Raw genomic sequence first — 14,187 nt, 5'->3', positions numbered from 1 at the left:
CAGGGTTTGGTTCGACCTGACAAATGCTGAATGCACGCTTAACGCAGTGACTACGCGTAAGACCGGGCAAAACTAGCACAGAGACAAGGAAATATCCGCCTCTAGCTAGCCAAATGGTCAGGTTTATTGCGCTAAATCGGTAAATAAATGCATAAGCGCCACCCCATGACCCCGAATTGCCCTTCAACCCGCGCCAAAACCAGTGGTTGCGGTACACTGAGCGCTTTTTCGGGGAGCCCGCCCTCCTCCCTTTCACTTGCCGAGAAGCCCATGCCGATCCGTCATTGCATCGTCCACCTGATCGACAAAAAACCCGATGGCACGCCCGCAATCCTGCATGCCCGTGACTCTGAACTGGCCGAGTCCGCCGCCATCGAGAACATGCTCGCCGACCTCAACGAGAGCTATAACGCCAAACAGGGCAAAGCCTGGGGCTTGTTCCATCCGGAGTCCGGTGCGTTCCCGTTCAGCGGCTGGCTGAAGGAATACATGGAAGGCGGCAAGGACTTCACCGCGTTCAGCAAAGTCGCGGTCGAGCACCTGCAAAAGCTGATGGAAGAGTCGAACCTCTCCGTCGGCGGCCACGTGCTGTTTGCCCACTACCAGCAAGGCATGACCGATTACCTGGCCATCGCCCTGCTGCACCACAGCGAAGGCGTGGCAGTGACCGATCAACTGGACGTGACCCCGTCGCGCCACCTCGACCTCGGTCAACTGCACCTGGCGGCGCGGATCAACGTTTCCGAGTGGCAGAACAACAAGCAGTCCAAGCAATACATCTCGTTCATCAAGGGCAAGAACGGCAAGAAGGTCTCGGAATACTTCCGCGACTTCATCGGTTGCCAGGAAGGCGTCGACGGTCCGGGCGAGACCCGTACGCTGCTCAAGGCCTTCAGCGACTTCGTCGAGAGCGAAGACCTGCCAGAAGATTCCGCCCGCGAGAAGACCAAGACCTTGGTCGACTACGCCAGCAGCCAGGCCAAGCTCGGCGAGCCGATGGGTCTGGAAGAACTCTCGGAGCTGATCGACGAAGAACGCCCGAAAGCCTTCTACGACCACATCCGCAACAAGGATTACGGTCTGTCGCCGGAAATCCCGGCGGACAAGCGCACACTCAACCAGTTCCGCCGCTTCACCGGCCGCGCCGAAGGCCTGTCGATCAGCTTCGAAGCGCACCTGCTGGGCTCGAAGATCGAATACGACGAAGAAGCCGGCACGCTGGTCATTAAAGGCCTGCCAACTTCGCTCACCGATCAGCTGAAGCGTCGCAACTGATGCTCGGCAATGTGCTGAAGAAGGTCGCACTGGTTCTGCTGGTGGTCGTGGTCTATCAGAACTGGGGCAAGATCGAGCGGGTGTTCAACCCGTCTCAGATGGCGTCCGAGCAGGTTCGCGCCAACGCCAGGGTCGTGTTGTACACCACAGACTGGTGCGGCTACTGCAAGCAGACCAAGCGTTTTCTCGATCAGAAAGGCATTCCGTTCAAGGAATTCGATATCGAGAAGGACGCCGAGGCACGCAAGGCGTACGAAGCGCTGGGCGGACGCGGGATCCCGCTGATCGACGTCAATGGCACGCTGATTCGCGGATTTGATCCGGACGACATTCTCGCCGCACTGAAATGAACGAGGGAGCCAATCGGCTCCCTCGTTCATTTCAGCGTTTCTCGATCCGGAAACCGAATCGCGGGAAGTGCACATGCACCACGCCACCGCGTTCGTCTTCACGGCGCAGGATCAACTCTTCACGACCGGCAAATACCAGCTCTCCGGCAACCGGATCAACGCCATAGTCAGTGGCCGCAATCACGACTTGCTGACCCGCTGCAAATCCGTTCGGATCGACAAACTGCTCATCAGGCAATGCCGCTGGTGTCGAGTCGCGCGCAATCTCCAGTGCCTCTTCGGAGCTCATCGCACTCGCCGCACCATGGCCGAAGCCCAGCACCCGCCCAAGCCACGCAGACACCGCCGGGTAGTCATCCACCAACGGCGCCGTCACATGCGTAGCCTTGAGGAACCACAGTGGATGCGCCATGGCGAAGTCGGCAATCGACGGCTCACCGAACAGGAAGTCACCCTCCTCGCGCTGCAGCTGCTGCTCCAGGCGCGCCATGATGGTCGGCCACTGATGTTTGGCTTGCTCGGCCGACAGCTTGGTTGCGCTGCCACCGCTGAACAGTCCGGCACGATCGGCGAGAAACGCCTTGATCGCTTCCGGCGGCAACTTGCCGAAACGTACCGCCACCGATTCCGGCTGGAACACCAGGCTCACTGCGTGCTGGAACACCACAGAATCAGCCCAGGCTGCAAAACTGGCGGCGATCATTTCCTGACCTTCCGGGAAGAACGAAGGCTGGGCCTTTTCCTGCTCCAGACGACGAGCGATCAGCGAAGTGTCGCAATAGATATCGGCGCCAATCTGCAGGACCGGGGTCTTGCGGTAGCCACCGGTCAGGGCCGTCAGGTCCGGCTTCGGCATCACCGGCGAAATGTGCACCGAACGCCAGGACAAGCCCTTGAAACCCAACAGCAAGCGGGCCTTTTCGGCGAATGGAGAGGTCGGGTAATGATGGAGGATCAACTCGGACATGCTCGGCTCCGCCGCACAGAAAGTGAACCAGCAGCTTAGCGCGCAATTCGTTCGCAGCCTACGGATCCGGCTGATGGGAACTGATCAGTCAGGTTGATAAGGCACCTGAGAGTTCTCGAAAAAAACCGTCTCAGCCGAAACCGAGACGGTTTTTCCACTGCAATGGCCTTACATCAGGTCATCGAAGTGATCTCGCAGGAACTCGTAAAAACGAAACGCTTTGAACGACCTCCATGCGAGGCTCAGAGTACGCAGCAAAAGCTTCATACGTTTTGGCCTCCGGTTGGGGGCCAAACCTCCAGCGTGCTTACCGGACCACATACGCCTTCGGAATACACGCTAGTGTGTCCAGTGAGGCGGCCGGTTGTGACACCCTCTGAAATATCATTCCGGCACGGGAGCAACTCCGTGTCAGAGGGCATGAAACCGTTACGCCAATCGGCCAGACCTCAATGGTTGCACTGTCATGCGAGCGGACAGATCGTAATCGGGTTTCTGACCCGTTGCTTAAACAAATGAATAAAAAACCGCATTTTTCCGAATGAGTGTTTTTAGGCTTGCTCGATGACATAAAGACGAATAATCTTCGCCCACGCTAGTGTGTCCGGTGAGACACAGTAAGCCCGGCCGCAAACCGAGGCTTACAGAAAAAACCGCCCCGCAAAGGCGGTTTTTTTTCGTCTGTCATTTGTCAGAACGCGCCGCCTCGACGTGCAGGTATTTCTACCGCTCGCACCCGATCAATCAGGCCGATAAGACGCCACCAGACACTCCTTCGCACTCTTCCTGAGCTTCTTGATCAACCGCTCCTGGCGCAACGCATCACTCTTGTCGCGGCAACGCTCGGTGTAGACCAGCGCCATCGCCGGGCTTGAGAGAAAGAATCGCGCACCCTTGCCGCTCTGGTGCTTGGCGAAACGGCGCACGGGATCATCACTGATCCCGCAGTACAGCGAACCGTTGGCGGCACGAACGAGGTAGACGAACCAGGACTTGCTCACTGGAACGTCGGCATCGAGGGGATTTTCGCTGAGGCTGGTCACTGGGCAATAAAGGAGTGTGAAGAACAGGCCGCGATCTTATCAGCGACTCGCCTGAAATGCCTTCAGCCCTTTCAGCGCCTGGGCGCGGACGGCGTTGCGCACCAGCGGCGTCCAGCCCAGCAGCAGGCCTTTGAAACCCAGGGCCTGGCGCGACCAGCGCCACAAGTCGAAGTGGTCATGGTGTTCACAGATCTTGCCGTCGCGGAAGACGAAGCGCGCCTGGATGTCGTTGATCACGACGTTGCCGGTCTGGCTGAACAGGTAGGTTGCGACCCAGTGGGCGCCGCCGCTGCGCTCGTCGGCGCGGACGTTGTCGAAGGTCAGGGAGAAGTCCTTGGCCCGGGTGGTGAGCATGCGCCACATGTCGCCGGCATCACGGCCGCGCAGCTCGCCGAAGGCCGGGTCGCTGAACACCACGTCGTCGGTGTAGCAGGCGGCCATGGCCTCGGCGTCGAGGCGCTGGAAAGCCTGGTAGAAACGGGTGATCAAGGCGCTATTGGCTTCTTCGCTCATGGGCAATCTCCAGGAAATGTACAGATTGCCAGCACGATAATCCGCAAACGCCCGAAACACTATCGGCATTCGCATTCCGAATACCGACAGTGTGTGCACATCAGACCTTTTCGCTTTCAACCTGCACGTACAACGCACGCCCGGCACCGAGACCGGCAAGGATCGCACCGGCACCGACGATGCCGAAGATCCAGCCCACGGCGTTCCAGCCGCCGGTCCAGTCGTGCACCACGCCGACCGCGAAAGGGCCCATGGACGCGAGGGTGTAACCGAAGCCTTGGGACATGCTCGACAGGTTCGCCGCGACATGGGAGTCCCGCGAGCGCAATACAATCAGGGTCAGCGCCAGGCTGAACGTACCGCCCTGCCCCAGGCCCAGCAGGATCGCCCAGCCCCACAGGCCTTCGATCGGCGCATAGAGGCAACCGAACAGGCCGCCGAGGGTCAGCGCCATCACCACCACGATCGCCAGCCGCTGATCCTTGCCGCGCGTGGCCAGCCACGGCGCCGCCAGCGAACTGGCGAGCTGGATGATCACCGAGCCGGACAACACCAGACCGGCCTGGGTCGGCGTCAGCCCGCGACCGATGAGGATCGACGGCAACCAGCCGAACACGATATAGGCCAGCGACGATTGCAGGCCCATGTACAAGGTCACCTGCCAGGCCAGTGGATCTCGCAGCAGCCCGCGCACTCGGTACGCGACGTTGTGCGCGCCGTGCTTCTGGCCGATTTGTGGCAACCAGAACACTGCAGCAACCAGCGCCGGAATCACCCAAAACCCGAGGCCCATGGCCCAGCTGTGATCGAAGTGCTCGCTCAACGGCACGGTCGAACCCGCCGCCATTGCCGCGCCCAGGCACAGGGCCATGGTGTAGACACCGGTCATGGTGCCGGCATGCCTGGCGAAGTCACGCTTGACTATACCCGGCAGCAACACGCCGATGATGCCGATGCTGGCGCCGCCCAGAACGCTACCGGCGAACAGACCGATTTCGCCGAAGTTGCTGCGCAGGATGATGCCACCAGCCAGAGTCAGAAGGATCCCCAGCACCACCCGCTCGGCACCGAAACGCCGCGCCAGCACCGGAGCCAACGGAGCGAACAGACCGAGACACAGCACCGGCAACGTCGTCAGCAACCCCGCTTGCGCAGCAGTCAGACCAAGACTTTTCGACACTTCACTGAGCAGCGGCGCCATGCTCGACAGCGCCGGGCGCAGGTTCAACGCCACCAGAATCAGCCCCAGCAGCAACAGCCACGGGCGCCGCACCAGCGGATGACTTTGCTGCACCTGCTCATCGTCAGCCTCGGCATCGATCAGCAGCTCCTCCAGTTCGGCGGTGCGCTTGGGGGCGTTGGAAGCTTCAGAGCGGGACATGGTTTTCTCGGTTTCAGGGTTCATTGATCAGTTGCCTCGACAGGGCCTTGGCCCGTTCCGGATCACGCTGTTCGACGGCTTCGAACAAGGCGATGTGCAAATCGAAGACTTCCTGTCGACGAGGGACGATGTTCAGGGTCTGGCGCAATTGCGCGCCGACGATGCTGGAGAAATAGCGATACAGCTCGCTGAGGGTCGGGTTGTGCGCGGCGTCCACCAGACGGCGGTGAAACACCAGGTCACAGGCGATGTAGCTGTCGAGGTCACCGTGATAGTGGCTGCCGGCAACGCCAAGCGCCTCGCGCAAACCGGCCAGATCCTCATCGGTGCGACGTAACGCCGCCAGGCCGATGGCCTCGACTTCAAGGATGTGCCGGGTTTCCCGGGCCTGATCCAGCGAGCACCTGGACAGCGCCTTGAGCGTGTCCATCGGATCGACCACCGCCCGCAGATAGCTGCCGTCACCCTGGCGGATTTCGATCAGCCCGGAGAACGCCAGCACCCGCATCGCCTCGCGCACGGTATTGCGACTGATGCCGAGCTCGGCGCACAGCTCGGGCTCGGTTGGCAGACGCTGTCCGACCTGCCAGGTGCCATCGGTGATGCGTTGGCGCAATTGATCCAGGGCCTGATCGACCAGGGATCGCTTAATGAGTGGAGAAATGTCTGACATAGGATTCGCCCTTTCATCCAATCATGGGATGAATTTTCTGACATGTTAGTCAGCTCCGTGTAGGACGGCAACCACCTAGGTTGATTGGGAGGGAAATGAAGCGGGATTTTCGATTGGTCAAAATTACCCTTTAAGGGTAATTTCAGGGACAGGGTTTGGTTTCTTATGGAAAAGAACACACCCCATTACGACTTGGTGGTGATCAAGGCTGAGGTCAGGCGACTTGGCAAAAAAGCCTTCACCAGGTCTTCGGCAAAATCCGGTGAGAAGCTCGGCTTCAGCTTCAGAGAGATGCAAGAAATCGTTTTCGAGTTACAGAACAGGATGTTGTACAAATCCATGACCACTTATGACGATCATCGAGTCTGGCAGGACGTGTATCACATCACTTCACAAGATCAGGAGATTTACATCAAGGTGACCTACCGCCCAGGCGGCCCACCGGTAATTTCCTTCAAGGAGAAAAACCCATGAAAACCCAGCAATGTGTCAGCTGCGGTGCACGTGAGGGAATGAGGCATTTCGAGGGTCGCGCCGAAACCTTGAGTGTCAAAGGCATGGAGCGCCGTGTAGATAATCTTTCTGGCTGGGAGTGCCAGAAGTGCGGTGAGGTCGAGTGGGACTTCGACACTGACAGCGCAGAACGTTTTGGGGAAGCAGGGGATGAACTGGTATTCGCTGCCAGGCAAATGATCGGTGACGAGATGAGGCGTATCCGTCGAAAATTGCACCTTACGCAAAAAGAGACGGTGCAATTATTGTCGGGTGGTGGACATAACGCTTTCTCTCGCTACGAGCGCGGCGAAATATTGCCGCCCAAAGCACTGATACTGCTGATGCGACTGTTGGATCGTTACCCGTACTTGCTGACCGATGCAAAGTCTCTCGGTGAAGGGGCAGACTTGAGAGGCTTCACGCACACCGTCCACAAAGAACACGAAACCCTCACCGTGTCCTGATCCCCAAAAAATCAACCCGGCACAAGGCCGGGTTGGTTTTATGCATCAGATCTCAATGCAAAATCTGACTCAGGAACAGCTTGGTCCGATCATTCTGCGGATTGTCGAAGAAGTCGTTTGGTGCCGCCTGCTCGACGATCTCGCCCTTGTCCATGAAGATCACGCGGTTGGCCACGGTGCGGGCGAAGCCCATTTCGTGGGTCACGCAGAGCATGGTCATGCCGTCTTCGGCCAGGCCGATCATGGTGTCGAGAACCTCTTTCACCATCTCCGGGTCGAGTGCCGAGGTCGGCTCATCGAACAGCATGATTTTCGGTTTCATGCACAGCGCACGGGCGATAGCCACACGTTGCTGCTGACCGCCGGACAGTTGCCCCGGAAACTTGTGCGCCTGCTCCGGAATGCGTACGCGCTCCAGATAGTGCATGGCGATTTCCTCGGCCTTGCGCTTGGGCATCTTGCGCACCCACATCGGCGCCAGGGTGCAGTTCTGCAGAATGGTCAGGTGCGGGAACAGGTTGAAGTGCTGGAACACCATGCCGACTTCACGGCGGATCGCTTCGATCTGCTTGAGGTCGTTGGTCAGTTCCACACCATCGACCACGATGCGGCCCTGCTGGTGCTCTTCCAGACGGTTCAGGCAGCGAATGGTGGTGGACTTGCCGGAACCCGACGGGCCGCACAGCACGATACGCTCGCCCTGTTTGACGTTGAGGTTGATGTCTTTCAGCACGTGGAACTGGCCGTACCACTTGTTCACGCCCTGCATCTGAATGATGCCTTCAGGGCCCACTGGCTTTTTGATTGCTTCGCTCATCGAAAAAACTCCTAACGCTTGTGGCCAGTGTCGAGCTTGCGTTCCAGGTGCATGGAATAGCGCGACATGCCAAAACAGAAAATCCAGAACACCAGGGCGGCGAACACGTAGCCTTCGGTGGCCATGCCCAGCCATTTCGGATCGGCAGCGGCTTGCTTGACACTGTTGAGCAGGTCAAAGAGGCCGATGATGATCACCAGGCTGGTGTCCTTGAACAGCGCGATGAAGGTGTTGACGATGCCGGGAATCACCAGCTTCAGGGCCTGCGGCAGAATCACCAGGCCCATGGCGCGCCAGTAACCGAGGCCCATCGCGGCCGCGGCTTCGTACTGGCCTTTGGGGATCGCTTGCAGACCGCCGCGCACCACTTCGGCGACGTAGGCCGACTGGAACAGGATCACGCCGATCAGTGCCCGCAGCAGCTTGTCGAAATTCATGCCTTCAGGCAGGAACAGCGGCAGCATCACCGAAGACATGAACAGCACGGTGATCAGCGGCACGCCGCGCCAGAACTCGATGAACGTCACGCAGACCACACGAATGGCCGGCATGTTCGAGCGTCGTCCCAGAGCCAGCATGATCCCCAGCGGCAGCGCGCCGGCGATACCGACGGTGGCGATCACCAGCGTCAGCATCAGGCCGCCCCACTGGCTGGTGGCAACGGCGCTCAGGCCGAACACGCCGCCATGCAGCAGGCACCAGGCAACGATCGGATAGATCACCAGGAAGCTCAGCCCGTACACCGCTTTACGCGGCACACGCTTGATGAACAGCGGCGCCACGCCGATCACCGCCAGCCACACAGTCAGATCCACGCGCCAGCGCAGCTCCGCCGGGTAGTAGCCGTACATGAACTGGCCGAAACGCTGCTCGATGAACACCCAGCAGGCGCCTGCCTTGGTGCAGTCGGCGCGGGTGGTGCCGACCCAGTTGGCATCGAAGATCGCCCAGCTGAGCAGTGGCGGAATCACCAGGTAAATCAGATAGAACGCAAACAGGGTCAGCAGGGTGTTGAGCCAGCTGGAGAACATGTTTGCGCGGATCCACGCCATCGGGCCGAAGACCTTGGCCGGCGGTGGCATGTCGGGTTTGAAAGTATGAGTACTCATGCGCTATTCCTTACCGCTCGATCAGCGCAATGCGCTTGTTGTACCAGTTCATCAGCAGGGAAATGCTGATACTGATCGCCAGGTACACGCTCATGGTGATGGCAATGACTTCGATCGCCTGGCCGGTCTGGTTCAGCACGGTGCCGGCGAACAGCGAAACCATTTCCGGGTAACCGATACCGGCCGCCAGCGAGGAGTTTTTCGCCAGGTTCAGGTATTGGCTGGTCAGCGGCGGAATGATCACCCGCAGCGCTTGCGGAATGATCACCTTGCGCAGGGTCGGGCCGTTGCGCAGGCCGAGGGAACGGGCCGCTTCGGTCTGGCCGTGGCTGACCGACTTGATCCCCGAACGCACGATCTCGGCGATGAACGCCGCGGTGTACACGGTCAGGGCCAGGGTCAGGGCCAGCAGTTCCGGGATCAGCACCCAGCCACCGACGAAGTTGAAGCCTTGCAGCTTCGGCATTTCCCAATGCAGCGGAGCGCCGAAGATCAGCGCGCACAGCGTCGGGATCACCAGGAACATCGCCAGGCCGACCCAGAACTTGTGGAACGGCTCGCCGGTTTCCTCGAAACGTTTGGTGGCCCAACGGCTCATCAGCACGATGGCGACAATAGCCACCACGACACTGATCACAAACGCCCAGAAGCCGTCAGCCATTTGCGCGGCCGGCATGTTCAGGCCACGGCTGCTGACGAAGAAGGTGTCGCCGAAGTTGTGACTGTTGCGCGGCCCCGGCATGGTCAGGAACACCGCGAAATACCAGAACAGGATTTGTAGCAGCGGCGGAATGTTGCGGAAGACTTCCACATACACGGTCGCCAGTTTGCTGATGATCCAGTTCGGCGACAGCCGCGCCACACCGATGATGAACCCCAGCAAAGTCGCCAGGATCACGCCGATGAAGGTCACCAGCAAGGTGTTGAGCAGGCCGATCACGAACACGCGGGCATAGCTGTCCGCTTCGGTGTAGGAGATCAGGTGTTGAGCGATGCCGAACCCGGCACTGCGCTCCAGAAAGCTGAACCCGGACGTGATGCCCCGGTGCTGCAGGTTGGTCTGGGTGTTGTCGAACAGATACCAGCCCATGGCGACCACCGCCACGACGGTGATGATCTGGAATAGCCACGCACGCACACGCGGATCGCTGAGGCTGAACCTCTGCTTTGGTGCGCCGATTGAATTTTGCATGAAGTGCCCCGCAAGAAATGGAACAGAACATCACCCGGCGGTTGGCCCGCCGGGTGATAGAACCATTAGCGCACTGGTGGTGCGTACTGAATGCCGCCGTTGTTCCACAGCGCGTTCAGGCCACGGTCGATTTCCAGCGGAGTGCTCTTGCCGAGGTTTTTCTCGAAGATTTCGCCGTAGTTACCCACCTGGGAAACGATTTTCACCACCCAGTCCTTCGGCAGTTTCAGGTCCTTGCCGTACTCGCCGTCGCCACCCAGCAGACGGGCAACGTCCGGGTTCTTGGTGGACTTGGCTTCATCGAGTACGTTTTTCGAAGTGATGCCGGCTTCTTCAGCGTTGAGTAGCGCGTAGCCGACCCAGCGCACGATCGCCAGCCACTCGTCGTCGCCGTTACGCACGACCGGGCCCAGCGGTTCCTTGGAAATGGTTTCCGGCAGAACCACGTAGTCTTTCGGCGAAGCCAGCTTGCTGCGCTGGGCGAACAGCTGGGACTTGTCGGAGGTCAGCACGTCGCAACGACCGGATTCCAGCGACTTGGCGCTTTCATCGGAGGTGTCGAAAGTGATCGGGGTGTACTTCAGGCCGTTGGCGCGGAAGTAGTCGGACACGTTCAGCTCGGTGGTGGTACCGGCCTGAATGCAGATGGTTGCACCGTCGAGCTCCTTGGCACTTTTCACGCCCAGCTTGTTGTTGGCCAGGAAGCCCACGCCGTCGTAGTAAGTGATGAAGCCAGGGAATTTCAGGCCCATGCCCGCGTCACGGGAGCTGGTCATGGTGGTGTTGCGCGACAGGATGTCGATCTCGCCGGACTGCAGCGCGGTGAAGCGCTCCTTGGCGTTCAACTGACTGAACTTGACCTTGGTCGCATCGCCGAACACGGCAGCGGCCACGGCACGGCAGACGTCGGCGTCGATGCCGAGAATCTTGCCGGTCGAATCCGGTACGGAGAAGCCTGGCAGACCGTCGCTCACGCCACACTGCACGAAACCTTTCTTCTGTACCGCATCCAGGGTTGCACCCGCCTGAGCGAACCCGCTGACACCCAGTACTGCAGCAGCAGTCACGATCGCCAGCGTGGATTTCAACATCTTCATTCAAACCTCCAGTTTTGCTCTTGTTGTGTCGGAGCTTGAGCCCAGTCGCACCCTTTTGAGGCGTTGTTGACCCGTGTTGGCTTTTTATGGGGTCAACCGACGCAGGACCTTCGCTATGAGTCTAGTAGGAGAAAATCCACATCATGGACAACTCACTTCTCACCAGTCGGCCGAACGGGCGGTAGCCCTTTCACGTTCGCTAAGCCCGTTGCGGCCATTGGCGAACATCCATCACCGGATTCTTTGCTATCCCGTCGCCGGGCGTTCACTGATAGTGTTACCGCCAGGCGCGAGATCGATTGCACGACTACCTCATAGCAAAGCCCGTACCACACCGCTCGCTGAAGCGATTGAGCGACAGGTCAATAGCAAAACTTGTAGCCTTGCGACATCTTCTTAACGGATCAACCGGGCGCGCACCCCAATCACGCACTTAATGAGAGCGCCCGCACATTTTTGGAGCAGCCATGACCGAGCCCTTGATTCTTCAGCCTGTTAAGGCAGCCGACGCCTGCGTGATCTGGCTGCACGGCCTCGGCGCCGACCGCTATGACTTCCTGCCGGTGGCCGAGGCCCTGCAGGAAAGCCTGCTGAGCACCCGCTTCGTCCTGCCTCAGGCACCGACCCGCCCGGTGACCATCAATGGCGGATATGCCATGCCGAGCTGGTACGACATCAAGGCCATGAGCCCGGCACGGGCCATCGACCGCGATGAGCTGGAAGCATCCGCCGATCACGTCATCGAATTGATCGAACAACAGCGCGCCAGCGGAATAGACGCTTCGCGGATTTTCCTCGCTGGTTTTTCCCAGGGCGGCGCCGTGGTCTACCACACCGCGTTTCTGAAATGGCAGGGACCGCTGGGCGGCGTGCTGGCGTTGTCGACCTACGCGCCGACCTTCAGCGACGAACTGGAGCTGTCCGCGAGCCAGCAACGGATTCCGGCGCTGGCGCTGCACGGCCAGTTCGACAACGTGGTGCAGAACTCCATGGGCCGCACGGCGTATGAGTATCTGAAGGCCCATGGTGTCACCGTGACATGGCAGGAATACCCAATGGAGCACGAAGTGTTACCCGAAGAAATTCGCGACATCGGCGTATGGCTGAGCGAACGTCTGCGCTGATCGTCCGGGGCTCGATTTTCCGGTGGTCGGGCCCCTTTGATCATCCCACTACGCCGCGCCCGTTTCTTGCATTACACTGGCCGGCGTACATTCCTTAACCAATTGATGAGATGACCGTGCTCAAAGCACTCAAGAAGATGTTCGGTAAAAGCGAGGCTGAGCAGCTCGCGCCCGCTCCCAGTGCGCCGTCGCACGCCCCCGGCCATCGCAGCGATGGCAAACAGGCCGACCGCCAGGCTCCCGTAGCCACACCGAAACGCGAACCGAAAACCGACCCTGTCGCCGCACCGGTCACTGAACCGGCCCGCAGCGAAGCACCCAAACCGGCCAAGCCACGCCGCGAACCGAAGCCCAAGGCGCCGGTCATTCCCTGGAAACTCGAAGATTTCGTCGTCGAGCCACAGGAAGGCAAGACCCGTTTCCACGATTTCAAACTCGCCCCGGAACTGATGCACGCCATCCACGACCTGGGTTTCCCCTATTGCACGCCGATCCAGGCCCAGGTGCTGGGTTTCACCCTCGCCGGCAAAGACGCCATCGGCCGCGCCCAGACCGGTACCGGCAAGACCGCCGCGTTCCTGATCTCGATCATCACCCAGCTGTTGCAGACCCCGCCGCCGAAAGAGCGCTACATGGGCGAGCCTCGGGCGCTGATCATCGCGCCGACCCGTGAACTGGTGGTGCAGATCGCCAAGGACGCCGCCGACCTGACCAAGTACACCGGCCTCAACGTCATGACGTTCGTCGGCGGCATGGACTTCGACAAGCAGCTCAAGCACCTTGAAGCCCGCCACTGCGACATCCTCGTCGCGACCCCGGGCCGTCTGCTCGACTTCAACCAGCGCGGCGACGTGCATCTGGACATGGTCGAAGTGATGGTGCTGGACGAAGCCGACCGCATGCTCGACATGGGCTTCATCCCGCAGGTACGGCAGATCATTCGCCAGACCCCGCCGAAAAGCGAACGCCAGACCCTGCTGTTCTCCGCGACCTTCACCGATGACGTGATGAACCTCGCCAAGCAGTGGACCACCGACCCTGCCATCGTCGAAATCGAGGTCACCAACGTGGCCAACGAAAACGTCGAGCAGCACATCTATGCGGTGGCCGGCGCCGACAAATACAAACTGCTCTTCAACCTGGTCAACGACAACGGCTGGGAGCGGGTCATCGTGTTTGCCAACCGCAAGGACGAAGTGCGCCGCATCGAAGAACGCCTGGTACGTGACGGCATCAACGCCGCGCAACTGTCCGGTGACGTGCCGCAGCACAAGCGGATCAAGACCCTGGAAGGCTTCCGCGAAGGCAGGATCCGCGTGCTGGTCGCCACCGACGTGGCCGGTCGCGGCATCCACATCGACGGCATCAGCCATGTGATCAACTTCACCCTGCCGGAAGTGCCGGACGACTACGTGCACCGCATCGGCCGTACCGGTCGCGCGGGCGCCGATGGCGTTTCGATCAGCTTCGCCGGTGAAGACGACTCCTATCAGTTGCCGTCCATCGAAGAAAAACTCGGTCGCAAGATCAGCTGTGAAACCCCGCCGACCCATCTGCTGCGGGCAGTAGAGCGCAAGCGTCCACAGTAAACGACGCCATAAAGAGAAGCGCAGCCGGCAATGGGCTGCGCTTTTTTTTCGCCCGGATATTGTTCAACAAAACTAAAAGTCCATAATGGACAAATTAG

Annotated in this window: 15 protein-coding genes; 6 read left to right on the top strand and 9 right to left on the bottom strand. The window is 59.8% G+C overall.

Annotated features, from left to right (window positions below; translation table 11 throughout):
• Positions 1-270 precede the first annotated feature (270 nt).
• Together yejK and R1A29_RS04500 are read left to right on the top strand one after the other, a co-directional pair.
• Positions 271-1,275 carry a nucleoid-associated protein YejK gene (gene yejK, locus R1A29_RS04505; protein ID WP_438300771.1) on the top strand — a complete coding sequence of 335 codons (1,005 nt, stop codon included), beginning with the start codon at positions 271-273 and terminating at the stop codon, positions 1,273-1,275.
• A complete protein-coding gene (locus R1A29_RS04500) occupies positions 1,275-1,625 on the top strand; it encodes a glutaredoxin family protein (protein WP_423204961.1) in 351 nt (116 codons plus the stop codon). Before yejK ends, R1A29_RS04500 begins: the two co-directional genes overlap by 1 nt.
• A gap of 31 nt (positions 1,626-1,656) precedes the next feature.
• Here R1A29_RS04500 and R1A29_RS04495 read toward each other — a convergent pair whose 3' ends face one another.
• The 5 genes from R1A29_RS04495 to R1A29_RS04475 form a co-directional block, all read right to left on the bottom strand.
• Complete coding sequence (locus tag R1A29_RS04495; protein ID WP_438300770.1) at positions 1,657-2,592, bottom strand: glutathione S-transferase family protein; 936 nt, start codon at positions 2,590-2,592, stop codon at positions 1,657-1,659.
• 740 nt (positions 2,593-3,332) lie between these two features.
• A complete protein-coding gene (locus R1A29_RS04490) occupies positions 3,333-3,635 on the bottom strand; it encodes a GIY-YIG nuclease family protein (protein ID WP_085647749.1) in 303 nt (100 codons plus the stop codon).
• 39 nt (positions 3,636-3,674) lie between these two features.
• Positions 3,675-4,148 (bottom strand): nuclear transport factor 2 family protein, encoded by a 474-nt coding sequence (locus R1A29_RS04485; RefSeq protein WP_438300769.1) that lies wholly within the window; start codon positions 4,146-4,148, stop codon positions 3,675-3,677.
• 100 nt (positions 4,149-4,248) lie between these two features.
• Positions 4,249-5,553 carry a CynX/NimT family MFS transporter gene (locus tag R1A29_RS04480; protein WP_438300768.1) on the bottom strand — a complete coding sequence of 435 codons (1,305 nt, stop codon included), beginning with the start codon at positions 5,551-5,553 and terminating at the stop codon, positions 4,249-4,251.
• Positions 5,543-6,202, bottom strand: a complete 660-nt coding sequence (locus tag R1A29_RS04475; protein WP_438300767.1) for a FadR/GntR family transcriptional regulator — start codon at positions 6,200-6,202, stop codon at positions 5,543-5,545. Before R1A29_RS04475 ends, R1A29_RS04480 begins: the two co-directional genes overlap by 11 nt.
• Positions 6,203-6,367: 165 nt before the next feature.
• On the opposite strand from R1A29_RS04475, the gene R1A29_RS04470 reads away from it, so the two are divergent.
• Positions 6,368-6,676 (top strand): type II toxin-antitoxin system MqsR family toxin, encoded by a 309-nt coding sequence (locus R1A29_RS04470; protein WP_085711681.1) that lies wholly within the window; start codon positions 6,368-6,370, stop codon positions 6,674-6,676.
• Positions 6,673-7,161: a type II toxin-antitoxin system MqsA family antitoxin gene (locus R1A29_RS04465; protein WP_085711682.1), complete on the top strand. Its 489-nt coding sequence runs from the start codon at positions 6,673-6,675 to the stop codon at positions 7,159-7,161. The genes R1A29_RS04470 and R1A29_RS04465 overlap by 4 nt, the downstream gene beginning before the upstream one ends.
• A 52-nt stretch (positions 7,162-7,213) precedes the next feature.
• Here the strand turns inward: R1A29_RS04465 and R1A29_RS04460 are convergent, their stop codons facing one another.
• The 4 genes from R1A29_RS04460 to R1A29_RS04445 form a co-directional block, all read right to left on the bottom strand.
• Complete coding sequence (locus R1A29_RS04460; protein WP_003221897.1) at positions 7,214-7,978, bottom strand: amino acid ABC transporter ATP-binding protein; 765 nt, start codon at positions 7,976-7,978, stop codon at positions 7,214-7,216.
• 11 nt (positions 7,979-7,989) lie between these two features.
• Positions 7,990-9,087, bottom strand: coding sequence for an amino acid ABC transporter permease (locus R1A29_RS04455; RefSeq protein WP_438300766.1), 1,098 nt, complete (start codon positions 9,085-9,087; stop codon positions 7,990-7,992).
• Between the two features lie 10 nt (positions 9,088-9,097).
• Positions 9,098-10,279: an amino acid ABC transporter permease gene (locus R1A29_RS04450; RefSeq protein ID WP_085711684.1), complete on the bottom strand. Its 1,182-nt coding sequence runs from the start codon at positions 10,277-10,279 to the stop codon at positions 9,098-9,100.
• 65 nt (positions 10,280-10,344) lie between these two features.
• Positions 10,345-11,376 (bottom strand): amino acid ABC transporter substrate-binding protein, encoded by a 1,032-nt coding sequence (locus R1A29_RS04445; RefSeq protein ID WP_265812250.1) that lies wholly within the window; start codon positions 11,374-11,376, stop codon positions 10,345-10,347.
• 467 nt (positions 11,377-11,843) lie between these two features.
• Between R1A29_RS04445 and R1A29_RS04440 the strand changes: the two genes are divergently transcribed.
• A complete protein-coding gene (locus tag R1A29_RS04440; protein WP_085711686.1) occupies positions 11,844-12,500 on the top strand; it encodes an alpha/beta hydrolase in 657 nt (218 codons plus the stop codon).
• Positions 12,501-12,610: 110 nt separating this feature from the next.
• Positions 12,611-14,089 carry an ATP-dependent RNA helicase RhlB gene (rhlB, locus tag R1A29_RS04435; protein WP_085711687.1) on the top strand — a complete coding sequence of 493 codons (1,479 nt, stop codon included), beginning with the start codon at positions 12,611-12,613 and terminating at the stop codon, positions 14,087-14,089.
• Positions 14,090-14,187: the final 98 nt, after the last annotated feature.

The organism is Pseudomonas sp. NMS19W, from assembly GCF_051554255.1.
In the GTDB taxonomy this organism is placed as follows: Bacteria; Pseudomonadota; Gammaproteobacteria; order Pseudomonadales; family Pseudomonadaceae; genus Aquipseudomonas; species Aquipseudomonas kribbensis.
This window is presented reverse-complemented; position numbering and strand designations above follow the sequence as displayed.

Bases quoted from the DNA above. Each gene is read 5' to 3' on its own strand.
- R1A29_RS04500 (WP_423204961.1), top strand. From the start codon at position 1,275: ATGCTCGGCAATGTGCTGAAGAAGGTCGCACTGGTTCTGCTGGTGGTC.
- R1A29_RS04495 (WP_438300770.1), bottom strand. From the start codon at position 2,592: ATGTCCGAGTTGATCCTCCATCATTACCCGACCTCTCCATTCGCCGAA.
- R1A29_RS04485 (WP_438300769.1), bottom strand. From the start codon at position 4,148: ATGAGCGAAGAAGCCAATAGCGCCTTGATCACCCGTTTCTACCAGGCT.
- R1A29_RS04475 (WP_438300767.1), bottom strand. From the start codon at position 6,202: ATGTCAGACATTTCTCCACTCATTAAGCGATCCCTGGTCGATCAGGCC.
- R1A29_RS04450 (WP_085711684.1), bottom strand. From the start codon at position 10,279: ATGCAAAATTCAATCGGCGCACCAAAGCAGAGGTTCAGCCTCAGCGAT.
- R1A29_RS04455 (WP_438300766.1), bottom strand. From the start codon at position 9,087: ATGAGTACTCATACTTTCAAACCCGACATGCCACCGCCGGCCAAGGTC.
- R1A29_RS04460 (WP_003221897.1), bottom strand. From the start codon at position 7,978: ATGAGCGAAGCAATCAAAAAGCCAGTGGGCCCTGAAGGCATCATTCAG.
- R1A29_RS04470 (WP_085711681.1), top strand. From the start codon at position 6,368: ATGGAAAAGAACACACCCCATTACGACTTGGTGGTGATCAAGGCTGAG.
- R1A29_RS04480 (WP_438300768.1), bottom strand. From the start codon at position 5,553: ATGAACCCTGAAACCGAGAAAACCATGTCCCGCTCTGAAGCTTCCAAC.
- rhlB (WP_085711687.1), top strand. From the start codon at position 12,611: ATGACCGTGCTCAAAGCACTCAAGAAGATGTTCGGTAAAAGCGAGGCT.
- R1A29_RS04445 (WP_265812250.1), bottom strand. From the start codon at position 11,376: ATGAAGATGTTGAAATCCACGCTGGCGATCGTGACTGCTGCTGCAGTA.
- R1A29_RS04465 (WP_085711682.1), top strand. From the start codon at position 6,673: ATGAAAACCCAGCAATGTGTCAGCTGCGGTGCACGTGAGGGAATGAGG.
- yejK (WP_438300771.1), top strand. From the start codon at position 271: ATGCCGATCCGTCATTGCATCGTCCACCTGATCGACAAAAAACCCGAT.
- R1A29_RS04440 (WP_085711686.1), top strand. From the start codon at position 11,844: ATGACCGAGCCCTTGATTCTTCAGCCTGTTAAGGCAGCCGACGCCTGC.